The organism is Mycobacterium sp. IS-836, from assembly GCF_001954275.1.
In the GTDB taxonomy this organism is placed as follows: Bacteria; Actinomycetota; Actinomycetes; order Mycobacteriales; family Mycobacteriaceae; genus Mycobacterium.
On record NZ_MBEU01000009.1, the window covers coordinates 147,177 to 168,869 of the forward strand.

The 21,693-nt window shown below is 66.3% G+C and carries 23 protein-coding genes; 12 read left to right on the forward strand and 11 right to left on the reverse strand.

Annotated features, from left to right (window positions below; genetic code table 11):
* The first annotated feature begins 5 nt into the window (after positions 1–5).
* Entirely contained in the window at positions 6–1,202 is a 1,197-nt protein-coding gene (locus tag A5747_RS04045) for a MalY/PatB family protein (RefSeq protein ID WP_076122365.1), read from the forward strand.
* Positions 1,203–1,235: 33 nt separating this feature from the next.
* On the opposite strand, the gene A5747_RS04050 is transcribed toward A5747_RS04045, so the two are convergent.
* Positions 1,236–1,964 carry a DUF2652 domain-containing protein gene (locus tag A5747_RS04050; protein ID WP_076122366.1) on the reverse strand — a complete coding sequence of 243 codons (729 nt, stop codon included), beginning with the start codon at positions 1,962–1,964 and terminating at the stop codon, positions 1,236–1,238.
* A 114-nt stretch (positions 1,965–2,078) separates the two neighbouring features.
* Between A5747_RS04050 and A5747_RS04055 the strand changes: the two genes are divergently transcribed.
* Positions 2,079–2,984, forward strand: coding sequence for a haloalkane dehalogenase (locus A5747_RS04055; RefSeq protein WP_076122367.1), 906 nt, complete (start codon positions 2,079–2,081; stop codon positions 2,982–2,984).
* Positions 2,985–2,988: 4 nt separating this feature from the next.
* Here the strand turns inward: A5747_RS04055 and A5747_RS04060 are convergent, their stop codons facing one another.
* Positions 2,989–4,020, reverse strand: coding sequence for an amidohydrolase family protein (locus tag A5747_RS04060; protein WP_076122368.1), 1,032 nt, complete (start codon positions 4,018–4,020; stop codon positions 2,989–2,991).
* Positions 4,021–4,133: 113 nt separating this feature from the next.
* The gene (locus A5747_RS04065) at positions 4,134–4,862 is read right to left on the reverse strand and encodes a 3'(2'),5'-bisphosphate nucleotidase CysQ (RefSeq protein WP_076122369.1); all 729 of its coding nucleotides are present in this window, start codon (positions 4,860–4,862) and stop codon (positions 4,134–4,136) included.
* A 182-nt stretch (positions 4,863–5,044) separates the two neighbouring features.
* On the opposite strand from A5747_RS04065, the gene A5747_RS04070 reads away from it, so the two are divergent.
* Complete coding sequence (locus A5747_RS04070) at positions 5,045–5,599, forward strand: hypothetical protein (protein ID WP_076122437.1); 555 nt, start codon at positions 5,045–5,047, stop codon at positions 5,597–5,599.
* A 24-nt stretch (positions 5,600–5,623) separates the two neighbouring features.
* On the opposite strand, the gene A5747_RS04075 is transcribed toward A5747_RS04070, so the two are convergent.
* Positions 5,624–6,799 carry a thiolase family protein gene (locus A5747_RS04075; RefSeq protein ID WP_076122370.1) on the reverse strand — a complete coding sequence of 392 codons (1,176 nt, stop codon included), beginning with the start codon at positions 6,797–6,799 and terminating at the stop codon, positions 5,624–5,626.
* A 100-nt stretch (positions 6,800–6,899) separates the two neighbouring features.
* Here A5747_RS04075 and A5747_RS04080 point away from each other — a divergent pair, with 100 nt between their 5' ends.
* Positions 6,900–7,292 (forward strand): hypothetical protein, encoded by a 393-nt coding sequence (locus A5747_RS04080; protein WP_076122371.1) that lies wholly within the window; start codon positions 6,900–6,902, stop codon positions 7,290–7,292.
* A 205-nt stretch (positions 7,293–7,497) separates the two neighbouring features.
* A complete protein-coding gene (locus A5747_RS04085) occupies positions 7,498–8,358 on the forward strand; it encodes a DMT family transporter (protein WP_076122438.1) in 861 nt (286 codons plus the stop codon).
* A gap of 5 nt (positions 8,359–8,363) precedes the next feature.
* Here the strand turns inward: A5747_RS04085 and A5747_RS04090 are convergent, their stop codons facing one another.
* From A5747_RS04090 to A5747_RS04100, 3 genes are all read right to left on the reverse strand, one after another.
* Positions 8,364–9,896: a class I adenylate-forming enzyme family protein gene (locus A5747_RS04090; RefSeq protein WP_076122372.1), complete on the reverse strand. Its 1,533-nt coding sequence runs from the start codon at positions 9,894–9,896 to the stop codon at positions 8,364–8,366.
* Positions 9,893–10,681: an acyl-CoA thioesterase domain-containing protein gene (locus A5747_RS04095; RefSeq protein WP_076122439.1), complete on the reverse strand. Its 789-nt coding sequence runs from the start codon at positions 10,679–10,681 to the stop codon at positions 9,893–9,895. The genes A5747_RS04090 and A5747_RS04095 overlap by 4 nt, the downstream gene beginning before the upstream one ends.
* 116 nt (positions 10,682–10,797) lie before the next feature.
* The gene (locus A5747_RS04100) at positions 10,798–11,157 is read right to left on the reverse strand and encodes a VOC family protein (protein WP_076122440.1); all 360 of its coding nucleotides are present in this window, start codon (positions 11,155–11,157) and stop codon (positions 10,798–10,800) included.
* Positions 11,158–11,349: 192 nt separating this feature from the next.
* Here A5747_RS04100 and A5747_RS04105 point away from each other — a divergent pair, with 192 nt between their 5' ends.
* Both A5747_RS04105 and A5747_RS04110 read left to right on the forward strand, forming a co-directional pair.
* Positions 11,350–12,675: a magnesium transporter MgtE N-terminal domain-containing protein gene (locus A5747_RS04105; protein ID WP_076122373.1), complete on the forward strand. Its 1,326-nt coding sequence runs from the start codon at positions 11,350–11,352 to the stop codon at positions 12,673–12,675.
* 74 nt (positions 12,676–12,749) lie between these two features.
* Positions 12,750–14,348 (forward strand): Nramp family divalent metal transporter, encoded by a 1,599-nt coding sequence (locus A5747_RS04110; RefSeq protein ID WP_142245448.1) that lies wholly within the window; start codon positions 12,750–12,752, stop codon positions 14,346–14,348.
* A gap of 3 nt (positions 14,349–14,351) precedes the next feature.
* On the opposite strand, the gene A5747_RS25350 is transcribed toward A5747_RS04110, so the two are convergent.
* Complete coding sequence (locus A5747_RS25350) at positions 14,352–14,522, reverse strand: hypothetical protein (RefSeq protein ID WP_233147943.1); 171 nt, start codon at positions 14,520–14,522, stop codon at positions 14,352–14,354.
* A 40-nt stretch (positions 14,523–14,562) separates the two neighbouring features.
* Between A5747_RS25350 and A5747_RS25355 the strand changes: the two genes are divergently transcribed.
* Positions 14,563–14,874 carry a hypothetical protein gene (locus tag A5747_RS25355; protein ID WP_233147944.1) on the forward strand — a complete coding sequence of 104 codons (312 nt, stop codon included), beginning with the start codon at positions 14,563–14,565 and terminating at the stop codon, positions 14,872–14,874.
* Positions 14,875–14,898: 24 nt separating this feature from the next.
* Here the strand turns inward: A5747_RS25355 and A5747_RS04120 are convergent, their stop codons facing one another.
* Both A5747_RS04120 and htpG read right to left on the reverse strand, forming a co-directional pair.
* Complete coding sequence (locus A5747_RS04120; RefSeq protein WP_076122376.1) at positions 14,899–15,117, reverse strand: hypothetical protein; 219 nt, start codon at positions 15,115–15,117, stop codon at positions 14,899–14,901.
* A gap of 82 nt (positions 15,118–15,199) precedes the next feature.
* Complete coding sequence (gene htpG, locus A5747_RS04125; protein WP_076122441.1) at positions 15,200–17,134, reverse strand: molecular chaperone HtpG; 1,935 nt, start codon at positions 17,132–17,134, stop codon at positions 15,200–15,202.
* 271 nt (positions 17,135–17,405) lie between these two features.
* Here htpG and A5747_RS04130 point away from each other — a divergent pair, with 271 nt between their 5' ends.
* The 4 genes from A5747_RS04130 to A5747_RS04145 all read left to right on the forward strand — a co-directional run bounded on the left by A5747_RS04130 (position 17,406) and on the right by A5747_RS04145 (position 20,731).
* Positions 17,406–17,987, forward strand: coding sequence for a chitin-binding protein (locus tag A5747_RS04130; RefSeq protein ID WP_076122377.1), 582 nt, complete (start codon positions 17,406–17,408; stop codon positions 17,985–17,987).
* Positions 17,988–18,133: 146 nt separating this feature from the next.
* Positions 18,134–18,259: a DUF2563 family protein gene (locus A5747_RS25730; RefSeq protein ID WP_369804994.1), complete on the forward strand. Its 126-nt coding sequence runs from the start codon at positions 18,134–18,136 to the stop codon at positions 18,257–18,259.
* Complete coding sequence (locus A5747_RS04140; protein ID WP_076122378.1) at positions 18,241–20,166, forward strand: alpha/beta hydrolase; 1,926 nt, start codon at positions 18,241–18,243, stop codon at positions 20,164–20,166. Before A5747_RS25730 ends, A5747_RS04140 begins: the two co-directional genes overlap by 19 nt.
* A gap of 82 nt (positions 20,167–20,248) precedes the next feature.
* Entirely contained in the window at positions 20,249–20,731 is a 483-nt protein-coding gene (locus A5747_RS04145; protein ID WP_076122443.1) for a hypothetical protein, read from the forward strand.
* A 6-nt stretch (positions 20,732–20,737) separates the two neighbouring features.
* On the opposite strand, the gene A5747_RS04150 is transcribed toward A5747_RS04145, so the two are convergent.
* The gene (locus A5747_RS04150) at positions 20,738–21,661 is read right to left on the reverse strand and encodes a TIGR03619 family F420-dependent LLM class oxidoreductase (protein ID WP_076122379.1); all 924 of its coding nucleotides are present in this window, start codon (positions 21,659–21,661) and stop codon (positions 20,738–20,740) included.
* Between the last annotated feature and the right edge of the window lie 32 nt (positions 21,662–21,693).

Genomic DNA, 21,693 nt, shown 5'->3' on the forward strand with positions numbered 1-21,693 from the left:
CCCGAGTGACGGTTAACCCGCTCGAGGAACTCACGCTGGAGCAACTGCGGCTCCGGACCAGCATGAAGTGGCGCGCGCACCCGGCCGACGTGCTGCCGCTGTGGGTCGCGGAGATGGACGTCCAGCTCGCGCCGACTATCGCCGACGCCCTCCGCGCAGCCATCGACATTGGCGATACCGGCTATCCCGCCGGCCACGCGTTCGCCGAGTCGGTCGCCGAATTCGCTTCGCGGCGTTGGCAATGGCACGACCTGGCGGTCGGCCGCACCGCAACCGTTCCGGACGTCATGCTCGGCGTCGTCGAGACGCTGCGCCTGGTCACCGACCGCGGCGACGCCGTCGTCGTCAACTCACCGGTGTACGCGCCGTTCTACGCTTTCGTCTCGCACGACGGCCGCCGCGTGATCGAATCTCCTCTGGACGCCGGTGGCCGAATTGATTTGGCCGCCTTGGAAGAAGCGTTCGCGCGTGCGTGCGCTTCGGGCGGGAAGGCCGCATACCTGTTGTGCAATCCGCACAACCCGACGGGGGCGGTGCACACGTTCGACGAACTGCGCCGGGTTGCCGAACTGGCCCGGAGGTTCGGAGTCCGGGTGGTGTCCGACGAGATTCACGCACCGGTCATCCTCCCCGGTGCACGCTTCGTCCCGTATCTGACCGTTCCCGGTGCCGAGAATGGGTTCGCCCTGACGTCGGCTTCGAAGGCGTGGAACTTATCCGGGCTGAAGGCGGCCCTAGCCATTGCCGGTCCGGAGTCGGCCGCGGACCTGCGCCGCATGCCGGAGGAGGTCGGGCATGGGCCCAGCCACCTCGGCATCATCGCGCACGCCGAAGCGTTCAGGACCGGTGGCGAGTGGCTCGACGCGCTGTTGGCGGGCCTGGATGCGAACCGGGCCTTGCTGGGCGATCTGGTCGCCGAGCACCTGCCTGAAGTGAAATGTCTACGGCCGCAAGGCACTTACCTCGCTTGGCTCGATTGCCGCGCGCTCGGGTTCGACGAAGAGGAAACCGAGGGACTCGCTGTGGTAGCCGATCTATCCGGGCCCGCCCGCTGGTTCCTCGATCACGCCCGCGTCGCGCTCAGTTCCGGCCACGTCTTCGGTACCGGCGGAGCCGGACACGTGCGGCTGAACTTCGCTACCTCGCAAGCGATTCTCACCGAGGCCGTATCGCGGATGGGCCGCGCCCTTGCGCAGCGATGAGCGCCGAAGTTCTTCTGAAACAGCGATTTTCAGTTAGGCGGGGATTTCCTCGGCGCCGCGGCCCAGGTTCCGGAAGCCCTCGGCGGGCTTCTTGAGTCGCAGTAGGAACGGAAGCGTACTCAATTCGAACTTTGTCGTCTTTCCCAGCCGGCCGAAGAAGCCGCGCTCCGGCACGGACGGCACCACCTCGGACGTGGCGAGGTCGATGTAGTGCGTCGACGTGTTCCCGATACCGGCGAAGTCGTGGATCAGCGGCTTGCACAGGCCGCGGGTCGATTCGTCGAGGCACTCCGCCACGGGGTCGGTCATCAGCACGTATTCGGCCACGGGCACCGAGTTTTTCAGCATTCGGTGGACGAGGATGACATCGACGCCGGCGAGCTCGGTGTGGCGTTTGACCCGCTGCTCGGCCACCTCTCCCTGGTGAACGACGAATTTGAGCGACAGCTTGTCCAGCTGTACGCAGCTCGCACACTCGCAGGCGATGTCGGCTTTGAAGCGCTCCCGCTTCGCGAGGAACGACCGGCGCATCCGCGACAACCGGTCACACACCAGCACTTTGGCGTTGCCGTCGGGCTCCCAGAAGAACGCGGCGTCGCCCTCCAGTTTCGCCAGCTTTAGCCCTTTACCAGCATCGATAACCGCCTCCAGCAGCCCGGCTACCGTCTGCTGCGCGTGCGCCAGGTGCGTCCGGTTCCAATTCATGTAGTCGGTGTATCCGCTGATGTCGGCGATCAGCAGAACCGCGTGCCGGATGGCCATGAATTTGGGAGTGTAGTGGCCCCCACTGACAGCCTCAATGAAATCTCGTACTGGACGAAGAGGCGTTCGGAGAGAGAGGCTTGCAGAGGTGCCCGCTCACCGGAGGAGCTGAATGTGGATGTGCTGCGAACCCCGGACTCCCGATTCGAAAACCTGGAGGGCTATCCGTTCGTAGCGAACTATCTCAACGTGGCAGCAAGCGATACTCAGCCGCTGCGAATGCACTTTCTCGACGAGGGTCCGGCGGATGGCCCGCCGATCGTACTGCTGCATGGCGAGCCCACGTGGAGCTACCTGTACCGGACGATGATTCCGCCGCTGGCCGATGCCGGAAACCGGGTGCTCGCGCCCGACCTGATCGGCTTCGGCCGCTCCGACAAGCCCAGCAGGATCGAGGATTACACCTATCTGCGGCACGTGGAGTGGGTGACGTCGTGGATCGAGCGGCTCAACCTCAAGGACGTCACGCTGTTCGTCCAAGACTGGGGATCGCTCATCGGTTTGCGCATCGCCGCCGAGCAGAGTGATCGGATATCGCGGCTGGTAATCGCCAACGGTTTTCTCCCGACGGCCCAGCAACGTACCCCGCCCGCTTTCTATGCGTGGCGGGCCTTCGCGCGCTACTCCCCCGTGCTGCCCGCCGGCCGCCTGGTGTCCGTCGGCACCGTCCGCAGGGTGCCGACGAAGGTGCGGGCGGGCTACGACGCGCCCTTCCCCGACAAGAGCTATCAGGCCGGAGCCCGCGCATTCCCGCAGTTGGTGCCGACCTCCCCCGACGATCCCGCGATTCCGGCCAACCGCGCCGCATGGAAAGCCCTGGGCCAATGGGATAAACCCTGCCTGACCATCTTTGGGTATCGCGACCCGATCCTCGGCGCCGCCGACCGTGCCCTGATCAAGCACATCCCCGGGGCGGCCGGCCAGCCGCATGCCCGCATCAATGCCAGCCATTTCATCCAAGAAGACAGCGGCCCTGAACTGGCCGACCGCATCGTCGCCTGGCAACAGGCGATGCGGTAACTGGTTAGCGGGTGTTGATCAGGCGCACGACGCCGCGCATAACCGCCCTGCTGAGCGCGTGACGCGCCTGATCAAGTGTTGAGCCGGCTTGTGGCGGCGGCACCGTCCCGAGGCGCGGGAACAACGCCAACGCATTGGTGCGCTCGATCGCCGCGCAGGCGGCCACGTCGAGCCCGGGGTAGGTCTCCAGGCCGGCGGCGAACAGCTTGGCCGCCGCGACGGGCGCGAAGGGAAAGTCAGAGCCGAAGGTGATGTGCCCGGGCTTGGCGAAGGCGAGCAGGCTCGGCAGCGCGGCGGCGGTCGAGGACAACGCGGTGTCGAAGTAGAAGCTTGCGAAGTCGTCCAGGGTGTCCGTCAGGCTGCGTCCCGTGTCGCTCATGATGCCGATCGCCATTCGGTGCGAGGCGTAGGGCACGAATCCGCCGGCATGGCTGAGGATGAACTTGATGTTGGGATACCTGCGCCGAATCTCGTTGCGCACAAGCAGATACGCCGCCCGCGTGGTGTCGAGCAGGAAGTCGGCCGCGAATGGCAGGACGCCCTCGACGGCGGGGCCGGGCAGTTCGGCGGGATGGATGAACACCACCGCCGACCGAGCATCCAGCGCGGCGAACAGCTCGTCCTGTCCGTCCTGGCCCAGGTAGGTGCCCGCCGCGTTGGCCAGCAGGATGACGCCGTCGGCGTGCAGCTCGTCGAGGGATCTCACGGCCTCGGCGACGGATTCCCCGACGTGCGGCATCGGGAGGGTGGCGAAGAAGCCGAACCGGTCGGGTTGGGCTCCGACGACCGTGGCCAGGTGGTCGTTGAGGTCCCGAGCCAACGCGGCGGCGTCGGCCGGGTTCGGCAGGAACGTGGTGGCCGGCGCGGACACCGACAGGATCGCCGTGCCGATGCCGAGTTCGGACATGGTCTGCAGCGACCCCTCAGGGCTCCACTCCGGGACGGCGCGGCCACCGGCCTCGTCAATTCCGGCCTTGCGCAGCAGGTTTCGGTAGTCGGTGGGGACGGCGTGGTGGTGGGTGTCGATTCGTAGCATCGTTGCTCCTCGGGTAATCACCTCGCGCTAAATGATCGAGCCCACCGCGCCCAGCGTCGAGTTGTTGTCGTGATCTCGACGAAATTGCCACAACTAGTCGACGCTCGGCGCCCTCAGCCGGTGACAGCGAGGACGGCCGCGGCGAGTTCGGGACGGCACACCAACAGGTCCGGCAGCTTCGGGTCCGGCTGGTTGTAGGCCAGCGCCGAGCCGTCGATGCGCGAGGTGTGCAAACCCGCGGCCCGGGCGACCGCCACCGGGGCGGCCGAATCCCATTCGAACTGACCGCCGGCGTGGACGTAGACGTCGGACAGACCTTGCACGATCGAGGCCACCTTGGCTCCGGCCGATCCCATTTCCACCAAGACGCCGCCCAGGGCGTCGCGAACGGCCAACGCAATCGCGGGCGGCCGGGTGCGTGATACCACGATGCGCGGCTTGTCCGGTGCGGCGGGAGGCGCGGCAACGTCGGGTGTGGCCAACGTGATGCCTTGCGCCGGCAGCGCAACCGCGCCGGCGACAAGCTCGCCGGCCTCCCAGAGCGCGACGTGCACCGCCCAGTCGTCGCGCCCGAGTTCGGAGAATTCCCGCGTGCCGTCGAGCGGATCGACGATCCACACCCGCTGCGAGCGCAGCCGCACCGGATCGTCGGCACCCTCCTCGGAGAGCACCGCGTCGTCGGGGCGCTCGGTAGCGAGCGCTTTCATAAGAAAGTCGTGGGATCGCTTGTCCCCAGCGGCTTTCCGCTCGCCGGCATCGGCGTCGGCGAATTCGACGCGCACTCCGAGCAGCAGCCGGCCCGCCTCGGTGGCCAGCCGCGCGGCCAGCCCGTGGTCATTCATCGGTCACTCCGGAGATCATCGCCATCCTCGATATGTTGGTCGGATTGACCCAACTTACCGCGCCGCGATTCATGCGGCGCCCGCCACCCCGGGGGTGGCATTTCTGCCATAACCTGGTGAACGTGAGCGGCAACGTCTCTTCATCGAGCCGGCCGCGGCGGATTCCGCGGGGGCGCAAGACCGTGATCGGTGTCGTCCTCGCCGTTCTGCTGATCGGTGGGCTCGGCTTCGTCGGGATCAAGCTGACCCAGCACCAGAACGGCGCGGCGCCGCCGACCACCCAACCCGCGCCGCCGACCAGCTTCGCCATCCCGGCCTGCTACAACCCAGCGGTTCAACCTGCCGAGCGTCCAAAGAAGCTCAATGTCCTGGGCTGCGCGAGCGTAGCCGTTGCGCTGCAAGACATGTCGTGGAGCTCGTGGGGACCACAGGGCGCCGACGGGACCGGCACCGCCGTTTTCAAAATGTGCGACCCGAACTGCGCGGCCGGCTATCAACTCACCGATCCGGTCGTCGTGCACGCGTGGAATCCGCAGCCGCCGCGTCCGGATGCCATCTGTCAGGTCGGGCTCAGGATTTTCGCCGACCTGATCCTGGCGTTCCCTAAGGATGTCCCGCCGCCGACTGCGCAGAAAATGACCACCCAGTACAACGGAATGCCGGCGGTGCACTACGTGAACTACGCCGTCGGCAACGGTCGCGACACCCAATTCATCGGCTACACGTTCTGCAACTAGCCGCGGCCGCTCTTGCGATCGCCGCTAGACCTCGATGACGACCGCCCCGCCCTGGCCGCCGCCGGCGCACATGGCGGCGACGCCGATGCCACCGCCGCGGCGGGCCAGCTCGTAGGTCAACGTGGTGACCATGCGCGCGCCCGATGCCGCGATGGGATGGCCCAGGCTGCAGCCGCTTCCGGAGAAATTGACCTTTTCGTCGTCGATGCCGTACTCGCGGCACGCCGCGATCGGCACCGAGGCGAACGCCTCGTTGATCTCCCACAGCGCTACGTCGCCCACCGATAGGCCGGCGCGCTGCAACACCTTCCCGATCACCTTGACCGCACCCAGACCGCAGTCCTTGGGCGGCACGCCCACCGCGGCCCACGCCTTGACCGTGCCCATCACGTTGAGCTTTTCGGCTTCCGCGTAGTCGCGGTCGACGAGAGCGACCGCGGCGGCGGCGTCGTTGGTGCCGCTGCTGTTGCCCGCCGTGATCGAGAACCCTTCGATCTCCGGGTGCAGCACCTTGAGCGCGGCGAGCTTCTCGACGGTGGTGTCGCGGCGCGGATGCTCGTCGACCGAAAAGTCGGTTACCGAACCGTCCAGCTGCGTGATCTTCAGCGGGATGATCTCGTCGACGAACTTGCCCGCATCGATGGCCGCGATGGCGCGCTGGTGCGACCGGGCAGCCCAGGCGTCCATCTCCTCGCGGGTGATGCCCACCGTCTGCGCGGTGTTCCAGCCCACCGTGATCGACATGTCCTTGGTGGGCGCATCGGGCGTCTCGACATGGGTCGGTGGCAGCCAGCGCTCCTCGAACTTCAGCTCGGGACCGGGAATCCGCTGGTTCATCAGCGGTGTCATCGACAGCGACTGCACCCCGCCCGCGACGAGCACGCGCTCCATCCCGGAGCCGATCTGGGCCGCGGCGTTGCCGATGGCGGTGAGGCTGCCCGCGCAGTGCCGGTTCACCGCCTGGCCGGGGATGTCCTCCATGCCGGTTGCGGCCGCCGCGTAACGCGCCAGATCCCCTCCGCCGTAATGCGATTCGGCGAAGATGATGTCGTCGACGGCCGATGGGTCGACGCCGGAGCGACGCACCACCTCGGGGAGCACCGTGGTGACCAGAACCTCGGGCGGTGTGTTGACGAGCGTTCCCTTGAAGGAGCGCCCGATCGCGGTCCTGACTGCTCCGACGATGACTGGTGTGGCCATTGTTTACCTCGAACTGTTGGTTGGGCGGTCCGCCAAGTTTACACTAAACGCCTTAAGCGTAACGCCACGGTCGGGTCACACGTCGCGCTACGCTCGCGCAATGACCGCCACCTCCCTCATAAAACCCGACACGACCCAGACCGCGGCATACCGCGTCGCGGCGATGCTGATGGGCATCGGGACCCTGCACTTCCTGGCACCTGAACCGTTCGACGGGATCGTTCCCGCGGAGCTGCCTGGAGACCCGCGGCTGTACACCTACGTGTCGGGAGCTGCCGAGGTATCGATCGGTGCGCTGCTGTTGCCGCGCCGCACCCGGCGATCCGCGGCGCTCGCGGCCGCCCTGCTGTTCGTCGCAGTGTTCCCGGCCAACGTCAACATGGTCCGCTTGTGGTGGGGCAAGCCCTGGCCGATGCGACTCGCCGCCCTCGCCCGGCTGCCGCTGCAGGTTCCGATGATCACCACGGTGCTGAAAATCCGGCGCAACAGCTAGCGTGTCACATGCGCCACATGCGTCGCTGGCCGCGGCGGTGTCCGTTGTGCCCGCCTCCGAGCGACAACCGGTAGTTGGCGGCGTCCCGCCTGGTCGCCCGAGTTGTCGCTAAGAGGCGGGCAAACCGTCCACCGCCTGGCGCGGAAACTGGTGTGGCAGTTGAGATTATTGCGGCGTAAACACACCCGAACGCCCGGGAGGTTTGGTGGCAAAGGCGGACATCGCGGCCCTGCTCGCGGTCGCGGCGGCGTTGACGATGGCCATCGGCGATGTGATCGAGCAGCGATCCGCCCAGCAAGTAACCGACAAGCCCGTCGGCACGTGGGCCCTGTTTCGCCGGCTGCTCCGCGATCGGCAGTGGTGGGCCGGCAGCCTCGTGGCCGCGGCCGGGTTCGGGCTACAGGCCGCGGCACTCGCACTCGGTTCGGTGGTACTCGTGCAGGCGTTACTGGTCACCTCGCTGCTGTTCGCGTTGGTCATCAGTACGAAGACAAGCCACCGCAAAGTCACTCGCCGGCAAGTGATCTGGGCCGTACTGCTCGCGGTCGCGGTGACGGTGGTGGTTGTCGTCGGCGATCCGCAGGCCGGGAATCCGCGAGGATCATTCAAGACGTGGAGTGTCGTGGCCCTCGTCATGGGACCGGCGCTGATCCTGTGCGTGATCGGTGCCCGGATTTTCTCGGGGTGGACCAGCGCACTGTTGTTGGGCCTGATGTCGGGTTCGCTCTGGGGCCTGTTTTCGGTGTTGACCAAGGGCGTCGTCGACCAGCTTGGCCACGGAATCATGCCCTTGCTGCGCATGCCCGAGCTATACATTTGGGCGGTGCTGGCGATCGCCGCGACGGCGTGGGAGCAGTCAGCGTTTCGGGCCGGCCCGCTGACCGCGTCGCTGCCCGCCGTGACCGTCGCCGAGCCGATCGTCGGATCGGTACTAGGGGTCACGGTGCTCGGCGAAACCATGAGCACCAACGATGCCGGCCTGGTGGCACTAGGCGCGTCGGTCGCGGTGATGATCGCCGCGACGGTGGCGCTGGCCCATGGGCAGGCCGCCGCATCGGCCGGCTAGCGCGTTCAGCCCAAGGTCTCGCGCAGTTCTTTCTTGATCACTTTTCCGAATTGGTTTCGCGGCAGCGCATCGACGACCACGAGACGCTCGGGATGCTTGTAGCGGCTGAGGCCGTGCGAATGGCAGTGCCGAACAAGGGATTCCAGCGACACGCCGTCGGCTGACGTTGGTACCACCACCGCGCAGACCCGCTCGCCGGCGCTACGGTCGGGCACTCCGATGACGGCGACGTCGGCGACCGCCGGATGGGTGACAAGCACGTTTTCGATCTCGGCCGCGGAAACATTCTCCGCGTTGCGGATAATCGCATCCTTGATACGGCCGGTGACGCGAACGTTGCCGTCGGCATCGATCAGCCCGAGATCGCCGGTGCGCAACCAGCCCTCCCCGTCGAATGCGTCGGCGTCGAGCGTCGCGTCCGCGTAGCCCAGGAAGCATTGCGGGCCCTTGAGCCGCAACTCGCCTTCACGCCCGGCGGGCAGTTCGACTTCTCGGCTGTCGACCACGCGGACGCTGACCCCCGATACCGGCGGGCCCACGGTGTGGTCGAGGACCTCCGGCGGGGCGGTGAAAGACGGTGAGGTGGCGCAGGGAAACTCGGTGAGCCCCCAGGCATTGGCGATCCCGCCGACTCCGAAGGTTTCGCGAACCTGACGTCCCAGTTCGGGCGTGATGGGTGCGCCTCCGGCCAGGCAGCCCCGCAGGGCGGGGAACAGGGGCCGATCGCCATGAGCGCGTTGGGCCTCGAGGAAAGCCACGAAAAACGGTGTCGCCGTGCCGAGGAACGTAGGGTTATGCGCCGCAATGGAAAACGGCGTCGTCGCCGGATCGAACGCCTCGAACAACGCCAGCCGCATTCCAGTCAGCAGCGCGGCGGCCAGCATCGCGGCGCCGCCAATGTGCGCGATCGGGAAGGCAATCGGATCCACGTCGCGGCCCGTCGCACCCACCATGCCCACCACGCCCGTCGAGCCGGCGATCACCGACGCGTCGGTGTGACGGATCCCCTTGGGGGCCGCGGTGGTCCCCGACGAGTAGTAGATCCAGCGGGCGTCGCCGGTGGATCCCGTTGGCGCCGTGAGGGTATCGACGGTGCCGCGGGGCAGCCGCAGCTGGCCGACGGCCGGCAGTGTCTCCAGGTCGAGGGTGATGACCTCGAAGCCCTTGTCCGCCGACAAAGCCCGGGCAAGCCCGCCGTGGTCGAATCCGCGCCAAAACTCAGGCGCTACAAAGAATTCCGTTGCCAGCTGTCCGGTAATGAAGTCGACTTCGCGTTCCCGCAGTATCGGAATTATCGGGTTTTGCACCGCGCCAAGTCGGGTGAGTGCCGCCATGACCACCATGGTTTCGAGTGTGGTGGGCAGCTGCCAGGACACGACCGTTCCCGCGCCGATCCCCCGTTCGGCGAACGCCGCGGCCGTCGCGCACGCGGCATCACAAAGCTCGCGCGCGGTAAGGCTTCGGCCATGCTCATCGGCGAGCAGGCGGCGGTTCGGGTCGCGCTGTGCCGCGCCGGCGATCAACTCCCAGAACGTCATCTATTCAGTTGATCGGCGGACGGTGGGCGGAATCCCGAGTGTGCGAGCGAGACGGACACGGCGCTGCCAACCGGACCCTGGTGGTCGACGAGGACGGCCGACCCGGTGGCCACCCCCTCGTTGCTGTAGTGAGTGAGCGCGGCCAGCCCGATGTGCGGCCCTTCCGGCAGCCGGCTCAGGGTCAGGGTGTAGTCGACGTTGATGAACTGCAGAGCCTGGGTGCCCCAATTGGCGATTGCGGCCGTGACGTCGGCGGCCATCGCCGCTCGCGTAAACGCCGTGAACGGCTCGCCGTCGATCAACGGGCGCGTTTCCTGCAACCACGTGTATTTCTGCCCGGACGCGTTCACCCAGTCAGGATCGGGATTCTGGACTCCGGCGCCCCAGCCATATGTCCGCATGAACAGCGACGGGTGGGTGCCGTCCTCCTCGATCGGCAGCCGCGGCATTTGCACCGGCTGTGACCACACGTCTCCGTCGGGTTGCGGGCCGCGCTTTAGAAACAGCGCACTCCCGCGCGCCACCGGGGCGTCGTGCTGGATCAGGACCGCCTCGACGAGCCGCAGCCGCCGTCGTTCGTGTCGCACCCGGGTCCGCACCTCGATCGGTTCCAGCGCGGTTGGTGCGGGAAGGTCGACGGTCAGCCGCGCAGGTTGCAGTTCGGGGTCGTCGACGGCCTGTTCGACGGCCCAGCCCAAGAGGCCACCGGCGACGTGGCCGCTGAGCGACGGGCCCCACCCTCCGCGCGCGATTTGGGTTGGTACGTAATGGCTTCCGTCACGCACGAAGTACGGTGTCGCCGCCGCCGCGCCGACGTCGTCGGGCACGATTCTCGTCTCGGTCACCGCATGCCTGCCCTCTCCCGTAAAGCCACGAACCGTGAATATTACAGTATTGCCTTCTAGTCGCGTGGCGAGCCGACACGATGTGCGGTGCCGTCGGGATCGACGTAGACGAATTCCCGTAAGCCGTAGGGTGTGTCGTGGGGAGCGATCAAGCGGCCTTCGAGGTGCTCGAGCGCCTTCCATTCCGCGTAGACGGCGTCAGCGTCGCTGACGTAGCAGTACACACTCGCGGCCGTGCGGAGGGGATCGTGCTCGGCCCACTCGGTGAGGTGAATCGACACCGATCCACGATCGGCAAAACCGTACCGCTCGGGTCCTTCGTAGGGGCGGGCATCAAATCCGAGCCGGCGGTAACGATCAAGCGCGCGGTCAAGGTCTCGGACGGGGACGATCGGTGATACCGACGTGAAATCAATCGCGGGCACACCACAGTGTGTCAGCGGCGCCGGACGCCGCCCAAATGGCCTCACACCGTTTACCTGTTGGCTGTGGAAAGCCGTCGCGACCAGGGCGTACACTCTGGCGGCCGAGCCGGTCAAGCGACGATACTTGCGCCATCACAGTGCGGGCCCGCTCGCGGGGGCATCGCACAGCGTCGAGGAGGACAAGTGAGCACATCAGAGACGCCGGCCGGGGGGCTGCCGGTCATCCATCTCTCGCAACTGCTGCGCGCACCGGTGCTGGCCCGCTCCGGCGAGACCGTCGGCCGGGTCGAAGACGTAATCGTGCGACTGCGCGGCGCCGAGGAGTACCCGTTGCTGACCGGGATCGTCGCCGGGGTCGGCGGCCGGCGAGTGTTCATCGGAAGCAAATCAATTCACGAGTACGCTACCGATCGAGTTATCTTGGCCAAGAACAAGATTGACCTCCGCGGGTTTGAGCGCCGCGACGGCGAGGTGCTGCTGCGCGCCGACGTGCTTGGGCACCGGCTGATCGATGTGGCCGCTGTGGAGCTGGTGCGCGCCTACGACGTCGAGCTGGAAGACACCGGCGCCGGGTGGGTGCTCGCACGGCTGGACACTCGGCGTCCGCCGTTATTGTTCGGGCTGATCAAGCGCTCCGGCGGCCATGCGGCCCGCGATTGGAAGGCATTCGAACCGCTGATCGGGCACGCGCGCTCCGATGCGGTCCGCCGCATGTCGGGCCGGTTCGGTGGATTCAAACCCGCCGAGATCGCCGATCTGCTCGAGGACGCCGACAAGGCCGAGGGCGGCGAGATCCTCGATCGGGTCCGCAGCGACCCGGAACTGGAAGCCGACGTCTTCGAGGAGCTCGACCCCGATAAGGCGAGCCAACTACTCGATCGCATGCCCGACGACGAGGTCGCGGCGCTACTGGGCCGGATGCGCGCCGACGATGCCGCCGACGCGATCGCAGACCTTCGACAATCGCGGCGCCGGCGCGTACTGGACCTGATGCCGGCCCCGCAGCGCACCAAGGTGATCACCCTGATGGGGTTCAACCCCGACAGCGCCGGCGGGCTGATGAACGTCGACTTCGTCTCCTGCGCCGCTACCGCAACCGCCGGCACCGCGCTCGCATTGATCGCCGACGCCCGCGCCATCCAGCCCGAAGCGCTCGTCAAAATGCATGTCCTGGACGAGGACAAACGCCTCGCCGGTGTGGTTTCGGTGATCGCACTGCTGCAGGCCGAAGCCGCCGAAAGCGTTGGGGCACTGATGGATTCCGACCCGATCCGGGTCGCATCCGAAGCCGACCTGACGGACATCGCGCTGCTGATGGCCGACTTCAACCTCTACTCCATCCCGGTCGTCGATGAGCAGGACCGCATGCTCGGGGTGGTCACGGTCGACGACGTGCTGGAGGCCACCATCCCAGAGGACTGGCGACGCCGCGAGCCCGCGCCACGACCGATCCGCGATATCACCAGCGATGAGGACAACGCGTCGGTGCCGAGAGGGGAAACTACGTGAGCTCCGGCGACGACAACGCCGTCGCGGGAGCGTCGGGTCCCGGCGTTGAACCGCCTGAGGTGCGGCGTACCGCGGTGCTCGACAGCAAGCACCTGGGTGATATCGAGGGCGCGTTCGGGCGCATCAGCGTCGGCGAGACCGACCATGCCCGCACCCTGAAGAGCAGGCTGCTGACCCTGCTGGCAATCGTCGGCCCGGGGATCATCGTGATGGTCGGCGACAACGACGCCGGCGGGGTGGCCACCTATGCCCAAGCCGGCCAGAACTACGGCTACTCCCTGCTGTGGGTGCTGTTGCTGCTCATCCCGGTGCTGATCGTCAACCAGGAGATGGTGGTCCGGCTGGGCGCGGTCACCGGCGTCGGGCACGCCCGGTTGATCAACGAACGTTTCGGCCGCGGGTGGGGCTGGTTCTCCGTCGGCGACCTGTTCCTGCTCAACTTCTTGACGATCGTCACCGAGTTCATCGGCATCACCCTGGCCGCCGACTACATCGGCGTCTCGAAATACGTTGTGGTGCCGATCTCGGCGGTCGCATTGGTTGCGATCATGGCGAGCGGCAGCTTCCGGCGTTGGGAGCGAGCGATGTTCGTCTTCATCGCCGTCACCCTGCTGCAGATCCCGATGCTGCTCATGTCGCATCCGCAGTGGACCCATGCGGCGAAGTCGTTTGTGGTGCCAAGCATCTCGGGCGGCGTGAGCTCGGATGCGGTGCTGCTGATCATCGCCATCGTCGGCACCACCGTGGCGCCGTGGCAGCTCTTCTTCCAGCAGTCCAACGTCGTCGACAAACGCATCACGCCCCGATTCATGGGCTACGAGCGTGCCGACACCGTGTTGGGGGCCTTCGTCGTGATCGTCGGCGCCGCGGCACTGCTCATGACCGGCGACTGGGCAGCACGCTCCACCAACACCGTCGGCCGTTTCACCGACGCCGGCGACATCGCCCACCTGCTCGGCCAGCACAGCGCGACGCTCGGCTCGTTCTTTGCGATCGTGCTGATGGACGCGTCGATCATCGGGGCGGCCGCGGTCACCCTGGCGACCAGTTACGCCTTCGGCGACGTGTTCGGCCTCAAGCATTCGCTGCACCGCGGTTTCGCCGACGCCAAACAGTTCTACCTGTCCTACACCGCGATGGTGGTGCTGGCCGCGGCCATCGTGCTGATCCCCGGCGCGCCGCTCGGGCTGATCACCACCGCGGTGCAAGCCCTCGCCGGTCTGCTGTTGCCGAGTGCCAGCGTGTTTCTCCTGCTGTTGTGCAACGACCGGGAAGTGTTGGGGCCCTGGGTGAATCGGCCCTGGCTCAACTGGGTCGCGGGGTCGATCGTCGGCACCCTGTTGCTGCTGTCGGGGATTCTGATGGCCACTACCCTGTTTCCCGGCATCGACGTCGTCGCCATCGCCGGCTACCTGGCCCTGATGTTGGTGCTGCTCGCCGCCGCGGCCGCACCGGCGCTGCGCTGGATGGCCCGTCGGCAACCCACGCCACCGGCCGCCAAGCTCCCGGCGCGCGGCGTGGACCGCACCCATTGGCGGATGCCACCGCTGACCCTCTTGGAGCCGGTCACCTGGTCACCGGGCACCCGGCTCGGCATGATCGCCTTGCGCGCCTACCTGGTCCTGGGAGCGCTGCTGCTGGTGGTCAAGGCAATCCAGGTCAGCCGCGGATAGTGTTTACTGGCTAATCATCAGCAACTTCCGATTGACAGCGACGAGCCTGGTGGCTTGTGCCGGCGTGGTCGCGTGCGGGTCGCACCAGCCGGCGCCGCCGGCCGCGTCCGGCCCGAGCACGACGAAGCCCGCGAGCACGTCGGTTTCGCCGAGCACGCCTGGCAGCGTAGCCATTTCGCCGGGCGTACCCAGTACCTCGCCGCAGTGCGTCGGATTGTCGATCTGCGCCCCGCCGCCGCCGGACGCCGAGGGCAACCCGGCGTGTTACTACTCCGACGGCTGGCGCGCCAACGACTCCGGCGCGGGCATCGAGGTCTGGTACTTTCACGAGCCTCAGAACATGTCCAAGCCCGACAAAGTCACGGCGGTCGTCCGCAAAAAGGACGGCACCAAGGAGTCGCAGGACGCTGACATCGGGGCCGGACAACAGGTGCACCGCTTCGAATTTCCGGCCATCGACAAGTCCTCGGTTCAAGAGGTACTGCTCAACACGACTACCGGCCGGTGCTTCGTCGTCGGGCCGTGAAGCACTCCCGACGAAGTCGGACCTCTATCGGCGCGAGCGCGGCGGACGGCTGGCCGGGGCGGTAAAGCCCCCGGTGTCATCGAAGGAGGCCCACTCCCCCTCGTCGTCGACCTCCATGCGCCAACCGAGCTCGGAGGTGCGGGCAATGGAGTTCGTAAACCAGGCGTGCGCAGCCTCGGCGCTGGCGAAATCCCTGGTCGCGATGATTTCGCCGTGCGGGCCGACAACTCGAAACCTGGCCATACGGTGTGGTTATCCCTTCTTATCGGCATTCAATCGCAAGTAATGCCCGCCGACAAGTGCCGGGAAGGGAATCTCGACCAAGCTAGACCGTGCGCGCCAGCCGGCCCGCGAGCAGCTCGGCGAACCTCGCCGGATCCTCGAGGGCACCGCCTTCGGCGAGAAGCGCCGTGCCATAAAGCAGTTCGGCAGTTTCGGCTACCTCGGCGCGCGCGGCATCATCGTCCGCCTGTTGCTGCGCCTGCCGCAAACCGGTGATCAGCGGGTGGCTCGGGTTGAGTTCGAGAATCCGCTTCCCGACCGGAACCGCCTGCCCGGAGGCGCGGTACATCCGCGCGAGGGCCGGCGTAATGCCGAAGGCATCGGTGATCAGGCAGGCCGGCGACTCGGTCAGCCGGGTTGACAGCCGGACTTCCTTCACGTGCTCACTCAGGGTTTCCTTCAGCCAGGCCAGCAGATCGGCGAACTCTTTCTCCTGCTCCTCGCGCTCGGCCTCGCTTTGCTCCTCTTCGGCGGCCAGGTCCACCTCACCCTTGGCCACCGACTGCAGCGGTTTCCCGTCGAACTCGGTCACCGTCCCCACCCAGATCTCGTCGACCGGGTCGGTGAGCAGCAACACCTCGTAGCCCTTGGCCTTGAACGCCTCGAGGTGCGGCGACTTCAAGATCTGCTGACGTGACTCACCGGTCGCATAGAAGATCTGCTCCTGCCCCTCCTTCATGCGCTCGACGTACTCGGCCAGGGTGGTGGCTTCTTCCTCGCTGTGCGTCGACGCGAACGAGGAGACGCGCAGCAGCGTGTCCTGATTGTCGAAGTCCGACAGCAGGCCCTCTTTGAGGACCCTGCCGAACTGAGTCCAAAACGTGCGGTAGTCCTCCGGGCGCTCGGACTGCAGATCCTTGATCGTGGAGAGAACCTTCTTGGTCAGGCGGCGACGGATCGCGTTGATTTGCCGATCCTGCTGCAGGATTTCGCGAGAAACGTTGAGCGACATGTCCTGTGCGTCGACGACGCCCTTGATGAACCGCAGATACGCGGGCATGAGCTGGTCGCAGTCGCCCATGATGAACACGCGCTTGACGTAAAGCTGTATCCCGACGCTGGCGTCGCGGTTGAAGAGGTCGAACGGGGCGTGGGTCGGGATGAACAGCAGGGCCTGGTATTCGAAGGTGCCCTCGGCTCGCATCGCGATGACCTCGAGCGGGTCGTCCCACGCGTGCGCGATGTGCTTGTAGAACTCCTTGTACTCCTCGTCGGACACTTCGTCCTTGGGCCTGGCCCACAGCGCCTTCATCGAGTTGAGGGTCTCGGTTTCGAGGGTGACGACCTCCTCGCCGCCCTCCTCGCTGGGCGGGGTCCGCCGCTCGACTTCCATCCGGATCGGCCAGGCGATGAAGTCGGAGTACTTCTTGACCAGGCTCCTGATCATCCAGTCCGCGGTGTAGTCGTGTAGCTCGTCCTCTTTGTCTTCGGGCTTGAGGTGCAGCGTGACCGACGTTCCCTGCGGGGCATCCTCGACGGATTCGATGGTGTAGGTGCCCTCGCCGCTCGACGCCCACCGGGTGGCCTCGCTCTCGCCGGCCTTGCGGGTGAGCAGCTCGACCTTGTCGGCCACCATGAACGACGAGTAGAAGCCGATACCGAACTGCCCGATCAATTCCTCGGAAGCGGCCGCGTTCTTGGCCTCGCGCAGCTGCTGGCGCAGCTCGGCGGTACCGGACTTGGCCAGCGTCCCGATCAGGTCCACGACCTCGGCGCGTGTCATGCCGATGCCGTTGTCGCGGACGGTCAACGTGCGGGCGCCCTTGTCGACCTCGATGTCGATGTGCAGATCGGAGGTGTCGACGTCGAGGTCTTTGTTGCGGAACGCTTCGAGGCGCAGCTTGTCGAGTGCGTCGGATGCGTTCGAGATCAACTCCCGCAGAAACGAGTCTTTGTTGGAGTAGACCGAGTGGACCATCAAGTCGAGCAGTTGTCGTGCCTCAGCCTGAAACTCCAACTGCTCTACACCGGCGTTCATGCGATTCGACATAAGACCAAAATCTACCGAGATCTGAATCTGTGAAGGGTGGGGGGCCTCACACATTCGCTCATGCGACGAGCTCGAGCGCCGCGCCGACATAACCGCCGACAACCAGGCGAAACGCCGTCCCGTGCGCTCCGAAAATTGGACGGCGCCGGCGTCGCCGCGCAAAGAGTCTGCACGTCCGGATCACAGCGCACGCATAGCCGGGCTTCCTAGCGTCGGTGGGCGTAGGGGGAATCAAGCAACTAGAGACGGGTGACGGACCATGAATTTGAAGCAACTGATCGCGGGGGCAACCATCGCCGGCGCTCTCGGTGCAGCGGTGTTGGGTGTCGGCGCGGGCACGGCGTATGCGGCTCCGGCCTCGCCGCCGCTGGCTCCAGGCGCTCCCCATGATCCGCCCGGACCCGGTGGGCCCGGCGGTCCTGGCGGGCCGGGCAATCCCGGTGGGCCCGGGAACCCGGGCGGCCCCGGCGACCACGGCCAGAATGGTCCCGGCGCCCACGGTCCGGGCGGCCCGGGCGGACCTGGCGGCCCGGGCGGCCCCGGGGACTACCACCCGAACGGCCCCGGTGGCCCCGGCGGGCCCGGTGGGCCGGGCGGACCCGGCCCGTGGCGCGGCGACCCGCACCGTGGCTACTTCCATGCAGCCCCTTGGGGTGACGGACCCGCACCGTGGGGATGGGGTGAGCCGCCGCGGCCCGCGTGGGACCGCCCCCTCCCACCGCCCGGCGGACAGTGGGGCTACGGCCCGATCAACTACTGGGGCTACCAGGAGACTCCCGTCTGGGACCCCGGCTTCAACCAGTGGGGATTCTGGTTCTTCGGGGTCTGGATCCCGCTGTAAAAAGCCACCTCAAAGGCGCCCGCCTTGCCGCACGGCGAGGCGGGCGTCGGCGTCGGCGTAGCTGCCAAGGTGAATTGACGGCCACGGCGGCGGTAGTAGCGTTGTCTCGAGCTCGAGAAGGGGAAGCGGTGGTCGTCGGCAGGCAGATGCTGCACTCGGGATCCAACGAGTCGCTGGGCCGCGAGGCAAACTGTGCTGCCACGGATTTCGCCGGCATGGATGAGCGCAGCGTCGCGAAACTGCGCGCGGTGCGATGCAGCTGCGTTACATAAGCGTCGCGGCGCTCGTCGCCGAAGCCGGTGGTGATCCCTGGGCGATCAACCACAGCCTGCAGGCCGGCCGCCCGGCTCAAATCTCCGACCTGGCGGAGGCGTTTCACGCCGCGGGCCGCTCCACCACCGAGTCCAGCGCCGCCTTCGATGAAGCCCGCCGCCGCTTCGAGGCGTCCTGGAATCGGGACAACGGCGAGAATCCAATCAACGACTCCGCCGAAGTGCAGCGCGTGTCCAAAGCGCTGGGCGCCCAGTCCGTACAGCTGCCGAAAATCGGCGTCGAGCTGGAAAACATCGCCGCCGCCCTAGCCGAAGCGCAGCGAACCGGCGCGGTGCAGATCTCAAACCTGGAGGGCCAACTACAACAGCTCGACAACGAGATCGGCCAGGCGGTCGAAGCGGAGAAAGACATCCACCTCAGCGCGGCCGATAAGTCCGCGCTCGACACGCTGATCACTCATCTTGAACAAGAAGCGATCGACGACACCAAATCAACGCTGGGCCAACTCGTCTCGCTGCGCAACGGTTACTCGGACTGTCTGCAGAAATCACTGGCCACGGTGCGCGGCGACGGATACGAGCCGCCGGCCATCCAGGGCTTGGGTGTAGCACCTCAGATTCCGCCACCCAATACGAAGCCCGAAGATGTGAAGAAGTGGTGGGATTCGCTGAGCCAGCAACAACGGGACCAGCTGATTGCTGAGCACCCACCGCAGCTGGGAAACCTCAACGGAATCAACGCCATCGCCCGCGACGCCGTCAACCAAGCGGTGATGAATGACGACATCAACCTCGTCGAGAACATCGCCAAACAGCGCGGGGTGTCCGTCGCGGACGTCCTCGCCAACCCGGGACTATATGGCCTTTCGGGCACCGAGGTCACGCGCTATGGCAACGCCGTAAAGACGCGTGACGGATTGAACTACGACAGAGGGCCGGAAGGCCCCAACCAACGACCCGTCATGCTCTGGGCCTACGACCCGTTGGCATTCAACGGCTGGGGCAGAGCGGCGATCGCGATCGGCAATCCCGACTACGCGCGCAACACCGCGATCATCGTCCCGGGCACCGGCAGCAGTGTGCAGCAGGGCTGGATGTCGGGGCACCAAGACGCGACCAACCTCTACGACCAGTCCCTGGCTGCCGACCCGGAACACCACTACACGTCCGTGATCGCGTGGATGGGTTATGAAGCGCCGCACGGCTTCTCCGATGTCCGGGTCAGCGAACCCGGGCTGGCGCGGGCCGGTGGCGATCTGCTCGCCGCCGACGTCAACGGCCTGTGGGTAACCCACAACAGCCTCACGCCCGAGCACATCACGGTCATCGGGCACTCCTACGGGTCGACCACCGTCGCCGACGCGTTTGCGCACAGCAACATGCACGCCAACGACGCCGTGCTGATTGGTTGTCCGGGAACGGATCTGGCGCATAGCGCCGCAGACTTCCACCTCGATGGCGGGCATGTCTACGTCGGCTCGGCCTCCACCGACCCGGTCAGCTGGATCGGCCAGGGCAGCGGCCTGCCCGAAGAATGGCTCAAAGGCAAGCTCAGGGACCACGGACTCCCCGTTCCGTACGACGCCGGGCTGGGCCGCGATCCGGCCGGCGACGGATACGGATCGATCCGCTTCCACGCCGAAGTGGCGGGCTCCACGGACATGGACCGGCACGACCATTCGCACTACTACGACATGGGCAGCGAGGCGCTGCGCAGCATGACCGACATCGCCAGCGGCCAGTCCAACCACCTGGCGACCGACGGGCTACTCGCGGACGGCCGGCGACAACCACACATCGGGCCGTTCCGAATACCCGGTATACCTGCATATATCGACCCTGAACACGATCGCCCACGCGATACGATCAACGACAACCATGCCTACCCCACGTACGCCCCCCGCTGATCGCCGCCAAATGCCATGGCGTTCCGTGATCTTCACTGCGCTAGTCCTCGTCCTGTCGATCGCCACGGGAGGGTGTTCGCTGATGTTTCCTGACCGGCACGACATTGACCATCCGGCCAACCCGCTATCCGATGACCAAACCCAAGCTCAGGTTGTCGACGCAGCCAAGCAAATCGCGCAGCAGGTGAGCCTCCCAGACGTGTACGGGGGCTTCGTGTTTCAATCGTGCAACGACCAGGGGGAGCCGCCCTACCGTGGGGTCGTCGAGATGAGCTTCAAACTGCCGACGGATGACCGCAAGGGGTATCCCGCCGAGGTCGACCCGGACACGTTCTTCAATCAAATCGCCGCAACGATGGTCGCACACGGGTGGACCGACGGACCCCCGCCCGGATTGCGCCCGAACGGACGCGTGATCAACAAGAACGGCGTCATGGCGGTCATGTCCGCGGGGCCGAACCCCGGCTGGAACCGCATCCAGCTCTACGGCGAATGCCGGAACATGACCGATCACCACAACGATGGCAAGACCAACTGGGTGAAGATCACCGACCAATTGCATTGACGATGCTCAATCCCCAACGTGCGGTTTGATTTCCTCGATCACCCACTGCGCGTAGTCCAGATATTCCTCCGGTCCGTTCAGCCGCGGCGGAGGGACCGAGCTGAACGTCACGCCGAGTTCGGCGAATCGGCAAAGCTGGTCGATGATCTCTTGTTTGCCCATCCCAGGGCGATAATTCGGATCGTCCGCAGCGACGTGGCCCTCCCCGACTCTGCCCATTCCCAGCGGATACATGACTTCGAACGGCCTGCCGTCGTACGTGGGCTGCGATTTGATGAAGTCGATCTTGGCCGGAACGTCTTCGACCTTCGACAGAAACGGCCACCACCCCGATGCGAACCGCGCCGCCCGCTTCAGCGCCGCGTCCGCGTCACCGGCGATCCAGATCGGCAGATGCGGGCGCTGCACCGGCTTCGGCGCGAACGCGATGTCGTCGAAAGACACATACTTGCCGGCAAAACTGGGCGACTCGCTTGTCCACAGTTCGACCATCGCCTGAAGATACTCGTCGGCGATTCGGCCCCGCTGACGGAACGGCACGCCTAGCGCATCGAATTCCTCTGCGTCCCATCCCACCCCGAACGTCGCGGTGATGCGCCCGCCGCTCATCCAGTCCGCGGTCGCCAGCGCTTTGGCCAGCACCACCGGATGGTGCAACGGCAGGATCGTCACGCTCGAATTGACGCGGATTCGCTGTGTCGCCCCCGCGATGAACGCCTGCGCGACCGTCGAATGCAGATAAAACGGGCCGGACAGCTCCAGATGCGAATGCGGGACGACGAAATGCTCAGGCACCGTGACCATGTCGTAGCCCAGCTCGTCTGCGCGCTTGAGCATCGCCGCTTGCTGCGGTCCCGTCACGGCGAACTCCCAGTCGGCCGTCATCGCCGGCAACTCCAGCGTGTGCGGCAGGCCGAATGCTAACTTCATCCCGCCATGATGTCGGGTCGACAGTTGGCAGT

Coding starts and splice junctions, on each gene's coding strand:
- A5747_RS25350 (WP_233147943.1), bottom strand. CDS start 14,522: ATGGCTACGCTGCCAGGCGTGCTCGGCGAAACCGACGTGCTCGCGGGC.
- A5747_RS04140 (WP_076122378.1), top strand. CDS start 18,241: ATGCAGCTGCGTTACATAAGCGTCGCGGCGCTCGTCGCCGAAGCCGGT.
- A5747_RS04050 (WP_076122366.1), bottom strand. CDS start 1,964: ATGGCCATCCGGCACGCGGTTCTGCTGATCGCCGACATCAGCGGATAC.
- A5747_RS04080 (WP_076122371.1), top strand. CDS start 6,900: ATGACCGCCACCTCCCTCATAAAACCCGACACGACCCAGACCGCGGCA.
- A5747_RS25730 (WP_369804994.1), top strand. CDS start 18,134: ATGCTGCACTCGGGATCCAACGAGTCGCTGGGCCGCGAGGCAAACTGT.
- A5747_RS04150 (WP_076122379.1), bottom strand. CDS start 21,661: ATGAAGTTAGCATTCGGCCTGCCGCACACGCTGGAGTTGCCGGCGATG.
- A5747_RS04145 (WP_076122443.1), top strand. CDS start 20,249: ATGTTTCCTGACCGGCACGACATTGACCATCCGGCCAACCCGCTATCC.
- A5747_RS04130 (WP_076122377.1), top strand. CDS start 17,406: ATGAATTTGAAGCAACTGATCGCGGGGGCAACCATCGCCGGCGCTCTC.
- A5747_RS04120 (WP_076122376.1), bottom strand. CDS start 15,117: ATGGCCAGGTTTCGAGTTGTCGGCCCGCACGGCGAAATCATCGCGACC.
- htpG (WP_076122441.1), bottom strand. CDS start 17,134: ATGAACGCCGGTGTAGAGCAGTTGGAGTTTCAGGCTGAGGCACGACAA.
- A5747_RS04060 (WP_076122368.1), bottom strand. CDS start 4,020: ATGCTACGAATCGACACCCACCACCACGCCGTCCCCACCGACTACCGA.
- A5747_RS04090 (WP_076122372.1), bottom strand. CDS start 9,896: ATGACGTTCTGGGAGTTGATCGCCGGCGCGGCACAGCGCGACCCGAAC.
- A5747_RS04065 (WP_076122369.1), bottom strand. CDS start 4,862: ATGAATGACCACGGGCTGGCCGCGCGGCTGGCCACCGAGGCGGGCCGG.
- A5747_RS04075 (WP_076122370.1), bottom strand. CDS start 6,799: ATGGCCACACCAGTCATCGTCGGAGCAGTCAGGACCGCGATCGGGCGC.